The organism is Dissulfurimicrobium hydrothermale, from assembly GCF_022026155.1.
Classification (GTDB): Bacteria; Desulfobacterota; Dissulfuribacteria; order Dissulfuribacterales; family Sh68; genus Dissulfurimicrobium; species Dissulfurimicrobium hydrothermale.
In genome coordinates this window covers 948,362-963,829 of record NZ_CP085041.1, presented here as the reverse complement: position 1 = coordinate 963,829, position 15,468 = coordinate 948,362, and the positions used below count along the sequence as shown (strand labels likewise).

Sequence of the window (15,468 nt, the reverse complement as noted above, 5' to 3'; positions counted from 1 at the left end):
ATGAATCAATCGCATCCGCCTTCGCTGTCCGCGATCTTAAACCTATATCCAACCCCTGGTTCGTTGATAAGAAATCTTGGCCGTGCAGGATCGGTCTCAAGTTTATGACGGAGCTGGGCCATATAGACCCTCAGGTATTGGGTCTGATGGATATAAAGGGGCCCCCATACCTCTTTTAACAACTGACTGTGAGTGAGCACTTTTCCTGCATTGCGGACCAAGGTGGCAAGCAACTTGTATTCGATCGGGGTAAGGTGCACGTCTTTCCCATCCAGAAAGACCCGGCGCTTTAGAAAATCCACCTCTAGGTTGCCGGAAATAAAGCTAGGCTGTTGTCGATCAGCCTTCCTCATCACCATATTGCGCAACGCCACCCTGATGCGGGCAAGCAATTCACCGGCGCCAAAGGGTTTAGTCAAATAATCGTCCGCTCCCAGGTCAAGCGCCCTCACCTTGTCTCTTTCCTGCTCCCTGGCCGAGATAACTATGATAGGGACGGAATTCCATTCGCGCATCCTCTGTATGACGCTGAGACCGTCCATATCAGGAAGGCCGAGATCCAACAAGACCACGTCGGGATTCCTGACAGCCACCTGTGTAAGCCCATCTTCCCCACTGGTGGCCTCGGCCAGCCTATAACCATGGCCTTGAAGGATTATCTTGAGAAAACGAAGCATCTGGGGCTCGTCTTCTATAAGAAGTATCTGTTCTTTATCACCGCTGGTCATGCCACATTCCGCATCTCTTCCTCAGGTTCCGGCATGGACGGCTTACCTTCAATGGGCAGGGTGAATTTAAAGACAGCGCCGCCTCCAGGCCTGTTTTCAGCCCATATACGCCCCCCATGCGCATTAACAATGGCACGGCAGATGGTCAGCCCCAATCCTATCCCCCCCCCCCCCTGCGACAGAACCACGCACAAACTTTTCAAATATCCTCTCTTCATCACCCGCCGGGATACCCTTTCCCCTATCCGCCAATTCCACAAGAAGGACATCTTCCTTGATCCTGGCGGTTAAATTGATCTGGGTACCAGCTGGGGTGTATCTGATGGCATTGTCCAGCAGGTTCATGAGCACTTGCTCGATAAGTAATGGATCAAAAGGGACCAGCGGAAGGTCGGCAGGGATATCTACTTTGAGCTCGCGGTCTTTCAGCTTTTCGGAAAGACGGTTCAGCACCACCCCGACGACCTCTTCAATCGATTGCCACTCCTTTTTTACGCTTATAGCCTTGGTCTCAAGCCTGATCATATCGAGGACATTGCGTATAATCTCATTGAGATGTTCAGCCTCTTCATATATAGTCGAGATCAATTCATGCATACCTTGCTGATCAATGTTTATATCCCTCTGAAAAAGTGCTGTTGCAGCCCCGGTAATAGCCGCCAGAGGTGTGCGCAAATCGTGGGAAATGGAGCTGAGCAAGGTATTCCTGAGGCTCTCTGTCTCGGCCTTTAAGACAGCGCGTTGCGCCTCTTCAGCGAGGAAGGCCCGTTCAAATGCAACGGCTATTTGGTTGGCAAAACTCTCAAGCAGCTGTATATGCTCCTGATCAAAAATACTTGCCGGTTCGTTAGGCAGAATACCCAAGACACCCACCGTCCTCATCGAGGTAGCAAGGGGTAGATACAAAGCCATCGCACCTGGCAGCGTATCTGTTCCCAGACCAGCCCGTTGTCTGTGTTCAAAGACCCAATGGGCAACACTGAACTCCCTCTGATCAAGGGCGAAGGTCTCTTTGCCAGTGACAGGAACGGTCAGGGCACCTTTTTCATCCGGTACAAGGATGACAACCTTGCAAGACAAGACCTCGTTCAGATGTTTTATGATGGTAGAACTCAGCTCAGGGATCCCACGTTCATGCACCAGCTCGCGGCTTAGCCTATAGAGGGCCGCCGTCCTTCTTTCCCGCCGCCTGGCGGCATTTGCCTGCTCACGAACCCGCAGGGTGAGTTTGCTGATGACAAAAGCTACAAAAAACATGACGATGAACGTAAAAAAATACCTCATATCCAAGACGGAAAAGGTGTATACAGGGGGTACAAAGAAGAAATCTAGGGCTGTGATGCTGGACATCGTCGCAAAAAGAGATGGCCATTTGCTTGTACGGCTCGCCACAAGCACAATGCCGAGCAGGTATGTCATCGCCACGTCTACAAGCGTTAAATAAGGACGCATAATAATAACAAAAACAGTGAAAGCTGCGACAATTCCGATGCTGAAAAACCATTCCTTTGCATCCGTCCGCCGTTGCTGCGGCCTAGCAATGGGACTCGGCGACGGCTCGCCTGAGTCACCTGTAATCACATAAACGTCTATATCGCCGCTCCCTCTGACCACTTCATCCAGGAGGGAACCGAATATCCTGTCCTTCCAGCGTGGATGGGTCGGCTTTCCTATAATGAGTTTGGTGACATTGCGGGAACGGGCATAATTGAGTATCTCTTCGCTGGCCTTATGACCGGAGAGTATTACCGCCTCCGCCCCAAGACTTTCAGCAAGCCGCATATGTTCGGATAGCCGCCTAAGGTCGTCTTTCGATGGCTTCACCGTCGATGGGGCCTCAACAGTAACCGCTATCCAGTCCGCCCTGAGGCCTGCCGCCATCCGCCTGGCAGCGCGGATGAGACGGATCGAACGCGGATTTGCCCCAATACATACCATGATACGTTCCGCTGCTGGCCATATAGCCTTGACTCCTTTCCCGATCCTATATTTCAGCATCTGATCGTCAACACGTTCAGCAGTACGGCGCAATGCAAGCTCCCGCAAGGCCAAAAGGTTGCCCTTCCGGAAGAAATTCTCCCTTGCGTGAATGGCCACCTCAGGGATATAGACCTTTCCTTCCTTTAGGCGCTGAAGCAGTTCATCAGGCGGAAGATCTATGAGCTCTATGTCATCAGCACGGTCGAGCACGGAATCCGGCAAGGTCTCACGAACCCTGACCCCGGTAATCTGGGCGACTACGTCATTGAGGCTTTCAAGATGCTGAACATTCAGCGTAGTGTATACGTTTATCCCTGCCGCAAGCAGCTCAAATACGTCCTGCCAACGCTTCTTGTGTCGGCTCCCTGGCGCATTGGTGTGGGCCAGTTCATCAACAAGAATTATCCCAGGTCTGCGGGCAAGCGCCGCATCAAGGTCGAATTCCCTGAGAACAGTGCCTAGGTATTCAACCTCGCGCCTTGGGATAATCTCCAGGCCCTCAAGCATGGCCCCTGTCTCAGGGCGACCATGGGTCTCTACTATTCCAACTACGATATCGGCGCCCTCGGCAAGTTTCTTTCTAGCCACATTGAGCATGGCATAGGTCTTTCCGACACCAGGGGCGGCTCCGAAAAAAATCTTTAATTTCCCTTCTTTTTTTCGCCTCTCTTCCTCTTGCACCTGCGCTAAAAGGAGATCAGGGCTTGGCCCGGCCTCTTCCATTCTTCTTTTCCTCGTCTCATTTAATGCACGATTACCCGTTCATACCATGGCTTAGCCCGACAGTCTTTTTCCAGCTGTGGACATCCTGTGCACAAAACACACAGAGGCCATCCGGGCCTCCTTGTTGTCGAGATCCAGATCCTCCCAGAACAGTGGCACAACAATACAGAGGTTTTATGATTTTATAGGTCATCGAGTGCCAAATTCAACTTAAGGACATTGACCCTGGGTTCCCCCAATATCCCGAATTCACGTCCTTCGGTATTCGCAGCTATAAGGGCACGAATCTTTGCCTCACTGATACCACGCGCCAAGGCGACCCTCCGTACCTGATATTCCGCCGCAGCCGGGCTTATATGCGGATCAAGACCGCTGCCTGAGGCCGTGACCAGGTCCACTGGTATCTTTGCCGTATTGCCTGGGTCTGCCGCATGGAGGGCCTGAATCCGTGCCTGTACCGCCTTTATAAGTTCAGGGTTGTCAGGCCCCAGATTGGAGCCAGAAGACAAGGAACCATTATAGGGATAGGGAGTGGTCGCAGAAGGTCTTCCCCAGAAGTATTTCGGGTCGTCGAACTGTTGACCGATCAGTGCAGACCCTACCGGTTTGCCGTTCTTTACTATGATGCTGCCGTTTGCCTGATATGGAAATATTGCCTGCGAAAGTCCGGTCACAAGCAGTGGATATGCAATTCCAGTAAGAAGCGTGAGCAGGATCAAAGCCATGAACGCTTTACGAATTATTATGAACACTTTAATATCCTCCATTTTTTTATCAACCTCAATCTTATCAATGCAATAGGCTGTTATACAATATGCAGGGCTGTTATCAGCATGTCGATCAACTTGATCCCGATGAACGGTATAACGAGCCCGCCACCGCCATAGATCAGAACGTTATTGCGCAGTACTATCTGTGCGCCCATAGGACGATATTTTATACCGCGAAGCGCAAGGGGAACCAGAAAAAATATGATCAGGGCGTTAAAAATCACCGCGGAAAGGATGGCGCTTTGCGGAGAGGTAAGCCTCATGATGTTCAACACCCCGAGTGACGGATAGATCGAAATAAAGGCGGCAGGCAGGATGGCAAAGTATTTGGCCACATCATTCGCTATACTGAAGGTGGTAAGTGCGCCGCGTGTCATGAGGAGCTGCTTTCCGATCTCAACGATCTCGATCAACTTTGTCGGGTTTGAGTCCAGATCCACCAGATTGCCAGCCTCCTTCGCGGCCTGTGTCCCGGTATTCATGGCCACAGCGACATCCGCCTGGGCGAGCGCGGGCGCATCGTTTGTACCGTCGCCTGTCATGGCGACCAGCCTGCCGCCTGCCTGATACTCCCTTATGAGCTTCAGTTTCGCCTCAGGCGTTGCCTCGGCCAGAAAATCATCAACCCCTGCCTCTGCAGCAACCGCGGCCGCCGTGAGCGGATTGTCTCCTGTTATCATGACCGTCTTGATTCCCATCTTCCTCATTTCCGCAAAGCGCTCCTTGATACCGCCCTTGATTATGTCGTTTAAACGAATAATACCGAGCACCTTTGCCCCTTCAGCCACAACGAGAGGCGTAGCTCCCTGCTTGGCTATATCGTCGGCCATGGTACGGACAACATGCGGGAATATCCCCCCCTTTGATGAGACATATTTTTCCACGGCGTCCACAGCGCCCTTGCGTATCTCCCGTCCCTCGAGATTTACGCCGCTCATACGCGTCTGGGCGGTAAAGGAGACAAATGTTACACCAAGCGAATGAATATCCCGTTCTCGAAGACCGTATTTTTTCTTTGCCAGAACCACAATACTCCTGCCCTCAGGAGTCTCGTCTGCAAGGGAGGCGAGCTGGGCTGCATCGGCCAGGGTCTGGATGTTGATTCCAGGTGCAGGCAGAAACTCAGTGGCCTCCCTGTTGCCCAGTGTTATAGTCCCTGTCTTGTCGAGCAGCAGTACATCAACGTCGCCGGCCGCCTCTACGGCCCTGCCGGACTTTGCAATCACATTGGCCTGAATCATTCGATCCATGCCTGCTATGCCTATGGCTGGAAGCAGCCCACCTATGGTCGTTGGTATAAGGCAGACCAAGAGTGAAACGAGGACAGTGATGGTTACAGGGCTACCTTGAGCTGCGACCTTGGCGCTGAATATGGAGAAAGGAAGAAGCGTCACGGTTACCAGCAAAAAGATGATGGTCAGACCTGCCAAGAGGATATCCAGGGCTATCTCGTTAGGTGTCTTCTGGCGTTTCGCACCTTCAACCATTGAAATCATTCTGTCCAGAAATGTCTCTCCGGTATCAGCGGTTATCCTTATGACAAGCCAATCCGAGAGGACGATCGTCCCTCCTGTAACCGCGCTTCGATCCCCTCCGCTTTCCCTAATTACAGGCGCACTCTCTCCGGTTACGGCGCTTTCGTTGACAGAGGCCACTCCGGCAATGACTTCACCGTCGCTGGGGATGATATCCCCGGCCTCCACCAGGACAATATCCCCTTTTTTGAGCCGTGAAGAGACAACCTGAGTGACTTCCGCATCTGGCTCGGGCTTTGAGAGCTTTTTGGCCATGATATCTCGGCGTGTCTGGCGCAGTGCATCGGCCTGTGCCTTGCCGCGCCCTTCTGCCATGGATTCTGCAAAGTTTGCAAAAAGCAAGGTGATCCAGAGCCAGACTGATATTTGCAGGATAAAAAGGGGCGATTCCCCGGTGTTTCCTAAGAGAGAGCGGATAAAAAGGAATGTGGTAAGCATGCTTCCCGCCTCGACGACAAACATCACAGGGTTCTTGATTTGATGGGCTGGGTTCAGCTTACTGATCGAATCTAACAATGCCCGCTTCACGATGGCCGGCTCGAAGAGAGAGCTTTTAGATTTTCTGTTCATTATTCCCTCGCTGATAAGATATTATCTACCTATCATCATGTTCATGTATTCGGCGATCGGTCCAAGGGCCAGACTGGGCAGGAAGGCCAAGGCCCCTACTATAAACACGACCCCGATCAAAAACATGATGAACAAGGGGGTATGCGTCGGCAACGTCCCAAGGCTCGCAGGCACATGCTTCTTCCTGGCCATAGATCCCGCGATCGCAAGGACCGGGAGTATCACCCAGAAACGGCCTAAAAACATCGTAATTCCAAAGGCAGTGTTGTAAAATACCGAGTTTGCATTGAGACCGGCGAAGGCACTGCCATTGTTATTTGTAGTGGATGTAAAGGCGTAGAGTATCTCTGAAAATCCATGGGGTCCAGGATTTGCAATACCAACAACACCAGCCTTTGTAGAAACCGCAATTGCCGCGCCAACCATGACGAGTCCATTGACAATCAGGATCACCAGCGAGGCCATCTTCATCTCAAACGCCTCGATCTTCTTACCGAGATATTCAGGCGTGCGGCCTACCATCAGTCCGGCGATAAAGACAGTAATAATTGCAAATATAAGCATGCCATAAAGCCCTGAACCCGCACCCCCGAATACAACCTCACCCAATTGCATCAGAAACATTGGACAGAGACCGCCGAGGGGCGTGAATGAATCGAACATAGAATTTACCGAGCCGTTCGAGACGGCCGTGGTCACTGCTGTCCAGAGGACGGAATCGATGATTCCAAAGCGTGTCTCCTTGCCCTCCATGTTGCCGCCAGGCTGAAGCGCGCTCGCTGTCTGATCAATGCCGAGCGTGGCGAAATTTGGATTGCCGCGCTGTTCGCTCCACAGACACAGGGACATCAGCGCGATTAAGATGATCAGCATAGCTGCAAATAGCGCTCGGCCTTGTCGCACATCGCCAACCATTTTTCCAAAGGTTATACAAAGCGCAGCCGGTATCAGCAAAATCGCCAGGAGCTCCAAAAAATTCGACAGCGGCGTCGGGTTCTCAAAGGGATGGGCGGAATTAGCACCAAAAAACCCCCCGCCGTTTGTGCCGAGTTGCTTGATGGCGATCTGAGAGGCCGCGGGTCCAAGCGGTATAACCTGTTCCCTTGTCTGCACCTTTTCAACAACAGGTTTGCCGCTTGCGTCAATGACCGGCCTTCCGTCGCTGTCGAGCCTTACCCTGTCGTAGCTGACGCCCTGGACGAGCCTTACAATCTTATACCCGCTTAGGCTCTGTACCACACCTTGAGATACGAGGAACAGCGATAATATCAGCGATAGTGGCATAAGGATATATAATATCGATCTAGTGAGATCGACCCAGAAATTGCCGATGGTCTGAACGGAACGCCTCTTGAACCCGCGGATCAGGGCCACGAGTACGGCCATTCCCACAGCTGGCGAGACAAAATTCTGCACAGTAAGCCCTATCATCTGCGTCAGATAACTCATCGTAGCCTCTCCACTATAGGCCTGCCAGTTAGTGTTTGTCACATAGCTTACAGCGGTGTTAAAGGCAAGGTCGGGAGGGACTGCCGGAAAGTTCTGAGGGTTAAGGGGCAAGACGCCCTGGATGCGCTGCAGAAAATAGAGCAGGAATATACCGCCAACATTGAAGATAAGCACAGCCATGGCATATTCCTTCCAGTCCATCTCTTCGTTTTGACTGACGCCGCAAAGCCTATAAAAAATCCGCTCCACCGGCCCTGCTATGCAATCCAGGCAGCATGGCTCTCCTTCATAAACATGGGCCATATAAACTCCCAGCGGTCCTGCCAGGAGCAATAGGACGCCAAAATATAAAACAACTTGTAGGATGCCGTTTAATGTCATGAGAACATCTCCGGTTTCAAAAGTGCTATTATGAGGTAAACAAATACCCCAAACGTCACTATACCCACTATCCAATAAAAGATATCCATCTTTCCTCCTCTCCTTAGATGCCTTCCAGTAACTTCAGGAACAACCATGACAACCCTAAGAACGCCATAACTAAAGCGGTATAAAATACATCCATAAAACTTCCTCACCGACTTATTTTTTTAATAAGGATATCAAAAGAGAGATAAAATTGATGCAAAAAATGGGCTGAAAGATATAAAAATTTTATAAAGATCATGAGCGCCGCTTTGAACGTTTTCCAAACCCACTCTATGGGAGGTGCTGATACATATTTACAAATCAACACTAATTACATTATAGTCATCGGCCATTCCCCGGAAAGGAGCAATGACCTTGACTGAAACGGAATGGAATGGGGCCTCTCCGGAAACTGGATACGCCCACTGGCAGACAGGTTCATTAAAGGTATTAGGGGCCATCAGTTTTTCCCATTTTTTGAACGACACCATCCAATCATTGATCTTTGCAATATATCCCCTTCTAAAAAACAATTTTGCGCTCACATTTGTCCAGGTCGGTACGATCTCCCTAGTCTATCAGATTACCGCCTCTCTGCTCCAACCGATGGTAGGGTTCTATACGGACCGGCATCCCAGGCCTTATTCCCTGGCCTTTGGCATGGGCTGTACCCTATGCGGCCTCCTGGTCCTGGCTATGGCCTGGAACTATGACGCGTTGCTCATCGCTGCCGCCATGGTAGGCATGGGGTCATCGGTCTTTCATCCCGAATCCTCACGCGTTGCGAGAATGGCATCAGGCGGAAAATATGGGTTTGCACAGTCCATTTTCCAAGTAGGTGGCAATGCGGGCACTGCCATGGGGCCCCTAATGGCGGCCTGGATCATTATCCCATGTGGGCAACACAGCATCTTATGGTTTTCGTTTCTTGCCATGCTTGCAATCGTGGTACTTATAAATGTAGGGCATTGGTATGGACGCCGCCGCACATATAAAGGCGGGGGATCCAAAGGCCATCAGGATGCAAAATCAGCGTTTTCCAGGCGCACAGTCACCATCTCCCTACTGATCCTTTTGGCGCTCATATTCTCCAAATATTTTTATCTGGCAAGTATCACCAATTACTTCACCTTTTATCTAATGCACCGCTTTCATCTGCCAATGCAGCAGGCACAGTATTACCTCTTCACATTTCTATTCGCCGTTGCGACGGGTACGCTCATCGGCGGGCCAATCGGCGATCGGATAGGGAGAAAAAAGGTCATCTGGCTCTCTATCCTCGGGGCTGCACCATTTACCCTTGCCCTGCCCTATGCAAACCTGACATGGACTGGTATTCTGGCCTTTGCAGGCGGTTTCACTCTGGCATCCGCCTTTTCCGCCATCTTAGTGTTCGCCCAAGAACTCATTCCAGGCAAGGTGGGCACCATTTCCGGCCTGTTCTTCGGACTTGCCTTCGGTATGGCCGGTATAGGCGCTGCCGTGCTGGGGAAACTGGCTGACATGTATGACATTGAATTCGTCTATCATATCTGCTCATATCTCCCATTACTTGGGGTGCTGGCCGTATTCCTGCCGGATATCCGACTTAAAAAAGGGATAGACGATTAATTTATCTTGGCAATTTATGACGGCCATTTATACTTAGATAAAAATCCGAGAGATTTTTTAAAGAGGCCCCTGCATGGGATTGTGGAGCGATATGGACATTGACGATAATTTTATTATCACGGACGATGCTGGCGGACAGCAGACAATAGAAATACCGGATGAGCTGCCACTTATGGCGCTGAGGGATGTAATAGTATTCCCTTCAATGGTAGTCCCGCTCTTTGTCGGCAGAGAGGCCTCAGTAGCGGCTGTAAACGAGGCGCTGAGGTCAAATAGACTTATCTTTCTAACGGCCCAGAAAGACCCAGCTGAAGAGACCCCGGACAGAGACGACTTTTATCATCTAGGCGTGGCGGCTGCAATCATCAGGACGCTTCAGCTCCCTGATGGGCGACTGAAAATCCTTGCCCAGGCCTTAATAAAGGGCGAGATATTAGAATTCCTACAGGAAGAACCATATATCAGGGTGCGCATAAGACCAATAAAAGAGGAGGAACCCGGCGAGATCACAGTAGAGATCGAGGCGCTTATAAGAAATGTCAAAGAACAGGCCGAGAAACTCTTTGCCCTGAAAGGGGTCTTCAGCCCAGAGATAGGGGCTGTATTGAACAATCTCTACGAGCCTGGCCGGCTTGCCGATATGGTGGCATCAAATCTGAAGTTAAAGCCTGCCGACGCACAGAATCTTTTAGCAGTTGCAGACCCTGTTGAGAGACTAAAGGTTGTAAACGACCTCCTTGCCAGGGAACTTGAGGTCACGACCGTACAGGCCAAAATCCAATCCGAGGCCAAGGAGGAAATGACCAAGACCCAACGTGAATACTTCCTCAGGGAGCAGTTGAACGCCATAAAGCGCGAGCTCGGCGAGATAGACGACAGGACTGAAGAGCTCAGCGAGCTCAGGAAAAAGGTCATAGAGGCCCGCATGCCGCCCGATGCCGAAGAAGATGCGTTAAAACAGATAGGGCGTCTGGAATCCATGCACCCCGATGCCTCAGAGGCCTCGATAATCAGGACCTATCTAGACTGGTTGATTGAACTGCCGTGGTCCAGATCCACAAACGACAAACTGGATGTCGCAAGGGCACAGAAGGTATTGGATGAAGACCACTATGACCTCGAAAAGGTCAAAGAACGCATCATAGAATACATAGCTGTAAGGAAACTGAATCGATCTGTAAAAGGACCTATCCTTTGCTTTGTCGGACCGCCCGGCGTCGGCAAGACCTCCCTCGGCCGCTCTGTGGCAAGGGCCCTGGGTCGCAAATTCGTCAGGGTCTCGCTTGGCGGCGTAAGGGATGAGGCGGAGATACGCGGTCACAGGCGCACCTATATAGGGGCACTCCCAGGCAGAATCATCCAGGGAATCAAGAGGGCTGGGACCAACAACCCTGTATTTATGATGGATGAGGTGGACAAGATTGGCACTGACTTCAGGGGCGACCCCGCTGCTGCCCTCCTGGAGGTTCTTGATCCAGAGCAAAACAACACATTTTTCGACCACTACATAGACCTTCCGTTCGACCTTTCAAGGGTTCTCTTTGTACTGACGGCCAATGTGACTGACTCTATCCCGTCCGCCCTCCTGGACAGGCTTGAACTCATAAGGCTATCAGGTTATACGACCGACGAAAAGGCGGCCATTGCAAGGCGCTATCTCCTTCCGCGCCAAATCAAAGAACACGGCCTTAAGAAAGATACACTCGATATACCTGACACCACCCTTATGAAGATAATAGAGGAATACACACGTGAGGCCGGTCTCCGTGAACTCGAGCGTCAGATAGCAGCGGTCTGTAGAAAAGCGGCCCGCCGTATCGCAGAAGGGGAAAAGGGGCCGTTTAAGGTCACGGCCCTAAGTCTCAGCAGATATCTCGGCATCCCACCGTATCAACCTGAGCTCGCCCAAGAAGAGAGTCAGGTTGGGGTGGCGACGGGTCTTGCGTGGACACCTTTCGGCGGAGAGGTCCTGAGGATTGAGGCCACACTTATGAAGGGTAAGGGCGGCCTTACCCTTACAGGTCTCCTTGGCGAGGTTATGAAGGAATCTGCCCAGGCCGCCCTGAGTTTTGCAAGATCAAGGGCCGAGTCCCTGGGTATTGATCCACAGACATTTGAGAACAAAGACATCCACATACATGTCCCGGCAGGGGCCATACCAAAAGACGGGCCTTCTGCCGGCATAACCCTCACGACCGCCCTTGTCTCCGCGCTGACAGACCGGCCTGTAGATAAAGACGTGGCAATGACGGGGGAGATCACCCTAAGGGGCCGGGTGCTCCCCATCGGCGGACTCAAGGAAAAGGCCTTGGCCGCCCTGAGGGCCGGCATCTCAAGGGTTGTGATCCCTGAAGGAAATTTGAAAGACCTTGAGGAGATACCTCGTCATATCCGAAAAAAAATAACCTTCCATGTAGTAAAATATATGGACGAGGTACTAAAGATCGCTATCAAACAGGACGTGGACAAAAATGAGAAAAAAAGAGATAAGACCTGATTTAAGGCGCCTTTCTGATACCTTTATGGAGCTTGTCAAGATCAACAGCCCGTCCAGGGAGGAAGCTGCGGTCTGTGCGTGGCTCAGGAGACATTTTTCAGACCTTGGATTTGAGGTAATCGAGGATAAAACCAAGTCCGAGACTGGATCCAGCAGCGGCAATCTAATAGTGCGCACCCCTGGCGTGAAAGACGTCCCTCCACTCTTTTTCAACGCCCACATGGACACGGTCGAACCAGGAAGGGGTATAAAACCCATCTTCAAAGAAGGTGTCTTTTCCACTGACGGCTCGACAATCCTCGGCTCTGACGACAAAGCGGCCATAGCCATCCTGATAGAGGTTGCAAATCTCTTAAAAGAATACGATGTGGCCCACGGCCCTGTGGAGTTCCTCTTTACTGTTTGCGAGGAGATAGGGCTCCTGGGTGCCAAGGCTTTTGACCCTGCGCTTCTTAAAGCCAGGGCAGGCTATGCCCTTGACGCCACCAACCCGGATATGCTCATCACCATGGCCCCTGCCGCGATCAGATTCCATCTAAAAGTAGTTGGAAAGGCCGTGCATGCAGGCATCAGGCCGGAAGACGGGATAAACGCCATAAGGATTGCGGCCAATGCCCTCTCTACAATCCCGATGGGACGCATAGACGATGAAACAACGGCGAATATCGGGGTCATCCGGGGCGGCAATGCGACAAATATCGTACCAGGCGAAGTGGAGATGGACGGTGAGGTGAGGAGCCATAGCCCGAAGAGGCTCCGTGAGGTGGAGGACGAGATCATAGGGCGCTTTCACAAAGTGGCCTCTGAATTCAGAAAGGATGGCTTGGACGGCCTCCCGTTAGTACAGGCTGAGGTAAGAGACGACTACCCTGCCATGTCCGTCCCCGACGACCACCAACTTGTCAAGGCCGCGATGGATGCTGCAAGGGTCTTGGGTAGGGATATTAAGACCGGAAAGACCGGCGGCGGGAGCGATGCCAATATCTTTAACGGCAAGGGGCTTTCAACTGTTATCATGGGGATAGGTATGCAAAATGTCCACAGCACCAGTGAATTCATAAGACTGGAGGACATGGCAAGGGTTTGCAGGCTTGTGATTGAGATAATCAAGAGCTGGCCAGGTTGTTGAAAAAACCCTTCTGCTACTTTACATCCTGCCCATGGCTCGCCGTTGCAGCGTACTTTAGGCGCCCACGCCTCACCATTTCTCGCACGCCTCCATCTGACGTTTGAAAACCCGAGAGGATTCTTAGCGGCGGCCGGAGCCAGCAATGAATTGTTTTCTACACCTTTCAGAGCAGAAATAATGGATCTTGCCATCCATTATAAGCGCAACAGCCTGCCTTTTCGGGACAAAGACCCCACAAACAGGATCCCTTACGAGTTCATCGTGGATGGGTGGTGGAGGCTGGATCGCACCCCTCGTATTGCCAGTCGCACCGCGATAGCCCCTTAAGAAGGGTTTGATGAAGGAGAAATAGATTACCCCATATAGCAAGATAAAGAAAATAAATTTCAAGACCGCGATCCCTTATCCATCATCCTGACCGACGGTATTTCTGGCAGTCGGCTTAAAAGCATTGCGACCGTTTCACCTTCTGGGCCGATATTGAGATCAGGCGCTATTTCGACCAATGGGGCAAGGACAAAACGCCTCCCAGACGCCCTTGGATGAGGAAGTGAAAGGCCGCCTTCGTCTATCTTAACGCCTTCATAATAGAGGAGATCAATGTCTATCGTCCTGTCAGGGCCTTTTGACCTGTCCCTCCCGAGTTTATGTTCGATCTGCAAGAGCATATCAAGGAGGGGGTACGGCAGAAGACTGGTCTCTATTCCAGCTGCCGCATTTACAAAGAGATGCGTTGTGTCGACCCCTACAGGCTCTGTCTCGTAAAATCTCGACATGGAGACAACCCTGATCTCAGGCGTCTTTTTAAGGAGCTCGATCGCTAAAAGACAATTTTTGCGCCTTGGCCTTAGATTCGCTCCAAGGCCTATGTACGCCATCTTCCATGCCATTTCTGTTAGTTCAGCACCTTTTCAAGCCGCCCAATGGCCTCTTCAAGCCTCCCGACCGGCACCGTTAGTGCCATTCTTACGTAACCCTCGCCCGGTGCACCGAAGCCGCTTCCAGGGGTACAGACTATCCCAGCCTTTTCAAGAAGCAGACCCGAGAAACTCTGGGACGTATGGCCCTTCGGCACAGAGGTCCAGACGTAGAAGGTGGCCTTTGGAAATGGGGCCGCAATCCCAAGACGCCTGAGCCCCTTGACCAACATGTCCCGCCGCTCCGAATAGACCTTCCGCATCTCCTCTATAAAGGACTGATCGCTTTGGAGTGCGGCTATGGCCGCCTCCTGTACTGCATTGAACTGTCCGGAATCCACATTGGACTTCACCTTCTTGAGCCCTGCTATCAGATCCGGATGTCCTATGGCAAAACCAATCCGCCAGCCTGTCATATTGTAGGTCTTGGAGAGCGAATGGAACTCTATGCCCACGTCTTTTGCTCCGGGAATCTCAAGAAAGCTCGGCGCACGGTACCCATCATAAGTCATCTCGCTGTAAGCCGCATCGTGACAGACAATGAGCCTGTGCTCCTTTGCAAATGCAACCACCTTTTCGTAAAATCCTTCCGGTGCAATCGCCGCCGTGGGATTATTGGGATAGTTGAGCCACAGGACCTTCGCACCTTTGAGCACCTCTGGGGCTATGGAGTCAAGATCGGGAAGGAATGCATTTTTTTCAACAAGCGGCATGAAATGGGTCTTTGCGCCTGCAAAGAGGGTACCTATGTGATAGACGGGATAGCCAGGGGTTGGAACCAACGCCACATCGCCAGGGTTTAAAAATGCAATCGGGAAATGGGCGATCCCCTCCTTTGAACCGATCAGACATGCAACCTCTCTATCAGGATCAAGCACCAGACCGAAACGCCTCCTGCACCACTCCGCGACCGCACACCTGAATTCCGCCATGCCGGCGGAGGACGGATAGCGGTGATTCTGCGACCTTCCCGCCGCCTCTTTGAGCCTCTCCACAACAAACTGCGGGGTTGGGAGGTCGGGGTCTCCGATACCCAAGTCTATGACATCTACGCCCCGTCTCATCACCTCTTCCTTCTTGCGGTCAAGCTCCACAAAGAGATACGGCGGGAGCGATGAAAGCCTTTCTGATATCTTAAAATCCATATCGAC

13 protein-coding genes are annotated in these 15,468 nt (G+C 51.7%); 3 read left to right on the top strand and 10 right to left on the bottom strand.

Features of this window, described 5'->3' with window-relative positions; genetic code table 11:
• Positions 1-5: 5 nt before the first annotated feature.
• The 7 genes from LGS26_RS04685 to LGS26_RS04660 all read right to left on the bottom strand — a co-directional run bounded on the left by LGS26_RS04685 (position 6) and on the right by LGS26_RS04660 (position 8,225).
• Positions 6-728, bottom strand: a complete 723-nt coding sequence (locus tag LGS26_RS04685) for a response regulator (protein WP_237889698.1) — start codon at positions 726-728, stop codon at positions 6-8.
• Positions 725-883: an ATP-binding protein gene (locus LGS26_RS09740; protein ID WP_330873334.1), complete on the bottom strand. Its 159-nt coding sequence runs from the start codon at positions 881-883 to the stop codon at positions 725-727. Before LGS26_RS09740 ends, LGS26_RS04685 begins: the two co-directional genes overlap by 4 nt.
• Entirely contained in the window at positions 852-3,431 is a 2,580-nt protein-coding gene (locus tag LGS26_RS04680) for a sensor histidine kinase KdpD (protein WP_330873333.1), read from the bottom strand. The genes LGS26_RS09740 and LGS26_RS04680 overlap by 32 nt, the downstream gene beginning before the upstream one ends.
• A 182-nt stretch (positions 3,432-3,613) precedes the next feature.
• The gene (gene kdpC / locus LGS26_RS04675) at positions 3,614-4,183 is read right to left on the bottom strand and encodes a potassium-transporting ATPase subunit KdpC (protein WP_269137062.1); all 570 of its coding nucleotides are present in this window, start codon (positions 4,181-4,183) and stop codon (positions 3,614-3,616) included.
• A gap of 53 nt (positions 4,184-4,236) precedes the next feature.
• Positions 4,237-6,306: a potassium-transporting ATPase subunit KdpB gene (kdpB, locus tag LGS26_RS04670; protein WP_237889695.1), complete on the bottom strand. Its 2,070-nt coding sequence runs from the start codon at positions 6,304-6,306 to the stop codon at positions 4,237-4,239.
• A 21-nt stretch (positions 6,307-6,327) separates the two neighbouring features.
• Positions 6,328-8,136 carry a potassium-transporting ATPase subunit KdpA gene (gene kdpA / locus LGS26_RS04665; RefSeq protein ID WP_237889694.1) on the bottom strand — a complete coding sequence of 603 codons (1,809 nt, stop codon included), beginning with the start codon at positions 8,134-8,136 and terminating at the stop codon, positions 6,328-6,330.
• On the bottom strand, positions 8,133-8,225 hold the full coding sequence (locus tag LGS26_RS04660; protein WP_237889693.1) for a potassium-transporting ATPase subunit F: 93 nt from the start codon (positions 8,223-8,225) through the stop codon (positions 8,133-8,135). The genes kdpA and LGS26_RS04660 overlap by 4 nt, the downstream gene beginning before the upstream one ends.
• A gap of 307 nt (positions 8,226-8,532) precedes the next feature.
• On the opposite strand from LGS26_RS04660, the gene LGS26_RS04655 reads away from it, so the two are divergent.
• The 3 genes from LGS26_RS04655 to LGS26_RS04645 all read left to right on the top strand — a co-directional run bounded on the left by LGS26_RS04655 (position 8,533) and on the right by LGS26_RS04645 (position 13,400).
• Positions 8,533-9,774 (top strand): MFS transporter, encoded by a 1,242-nt coding sequence (locus LGS26_RS04655; RefSeq protein WP_237889692.1) that lies wholly within the window; start codon positions 8,533-8,535, stop codon positions 9,772-9,774.
• Positions 9,775-9,847: 73 nt separating this feature from the next.
• The gene (lon, locus tag LGS26_RS04650) at positions 9,848-12,271 is read left to right on the top strand and encodes an endopeptidase La (RefSeq protein WP_407932044.1); all 2,424 of its coding nucleotides are present in this window, start codon (positions 9,848-9,850) and stop codon (positions 12,269-12,271) included.
• A complete protein-coding gene (locus tag LGS26_RS04645; RefSeq protein WP_237889691.1) occupies positions 12,246-13,400 on the top strand; it encodes a M20/M25/M40 family metallo-hydrolase in 1,155 nt (384 codons plus the stop codon). The genes lon and LGS26_RS04645 overlap by 26 nt, the downstream gene beginning before the upstream one ends.
• 120 nt (positions 13,401-13,520) lie before the next feature.
• Here the strand turns inward: LGS26_RS04645 and LGS26_RS04640 are convergent, their stop codons facing one another.
• The 3 genes from LGS26_RS04640 to LGS26_RS04630 are packed head-to-tail and all read right to left on the bottom strand — an operon-like array spanning position 13,521 to position 15,462.
• Positions 13,521-13,790: a hypothetical protein gene (locus LGS26_RS04640; protein ID WP_237889690.1), complete on the bottom strand. Its 270-nt coding sequence runs from the start codon at positions 13,788-13,790 to the stop codon at positions 13,521-13,523.
• Complete coding sequence (gene folK / locus LGS26_RS04635; RefSeq protein WP_237889689.1) at positions 13,787-14,290, bottom strand: 2-amino-4-hydroxy-6-hydroxymethyldihydropteridine diphosphokinase; 504 nt, start codon at positions 14,288-14,290, stop codon at positions 13,787-13,789. Before folK ends, LGS26_RS04640 begins: the two co-directional genes overlap by 4 nt.
• A gap of 5 nt (positions 14,291-14,295) precedes the next feature.
• Positions 14,296-15,462 carry an LL-diaminopimelate aminotransferase gene (locus LGS26_RS04630; protein ID WP_237889688.1) on the bottom strand — a complete coding sequence of 389 codons (1,167 nt, stop codon included), beginning with the start codon at positions 15,460-15,462 and terminating at the stop codon, positions 14,296-14,298.
• Positions 15,463-15,468: the final 6 nt, after the last annotated feature.

What these genes read in the sequence shown, in the direction of transcription:
- LGS26_RS04645 (WP_237889691.1), top strand. Translation starts at nt 12,246, where the DNA reads ATGAGAAAAAAAGAGATAAGACCTGATTTAAGGCGCCTTTCTGATACC.
- kdpB (WP_237889695.1), bottom strand. Translation starts at nt 6,306, where the DNA reads ATGAACAGAAAATCTAAAAGCTCTCTCTTCGAGCCGGCCATCGTGAAG.
- LGS26_RS04680 (WP_330873333.1), bottom strand. Translation starts at nt 3,431, where the DNA reads ATGGAAGAGGCCGGGCCAAGCCCTGATCTCCTTTTAGCGCAGGTGCAA.
- folK (WP_237889689.1), bottom strand. Translation starts at nt 14,290, where the DNA reads ATGGCATGGAAGATGGCGTACATAGGCCTTGGAGCGAATCTAAGGCCA.
- kdpA (WP_237889694.1), bottom strand. Translation starts at nt 8,136, where the DNA reads ATGACATTAAACGGCATCCTACAAGTTGTTTTATATTTTGGCGTCCTA.
- LGS26_RS04660 (WP_237889693.1), bottom strand. Translation starts at nt 8,225, where the DNA reads ATGGATATCTTTTATTGGATAGTGGGTATAGTGACGTTTGGGGTATTT.
- LGS26_RS04685 (WP_237889698.1), bottom strand. Translation starts at nt 728, where the DNA reads ATGACCAGCGGTGATAAAGAACAGATACTTCTTATAGAAGACGAGCCC.
- LGS26_RS04630 (WP_237889688.1), bottom strand. Translation starts at nt 15,462, where the DNA reads ATGGATTTTAAGATATCAGAAAGGCTTTCATCGCTCCCGCCGTATCTC.
- lon (WP_407932044.1), top strand. Translation starts at nt 9,848, where the DNA reads ATGGGATTGTGGAGCGATATGGACATTGACGATAATTTTATTATCACG.
- LGS26_RS04655 (WP_237889692.1), top strand. Translation starts at nt 8,533, where the DNA reads ATGACCTTGACTGAAACGGAATGGAATGGGGCCTCTCCGGAAACTGGA.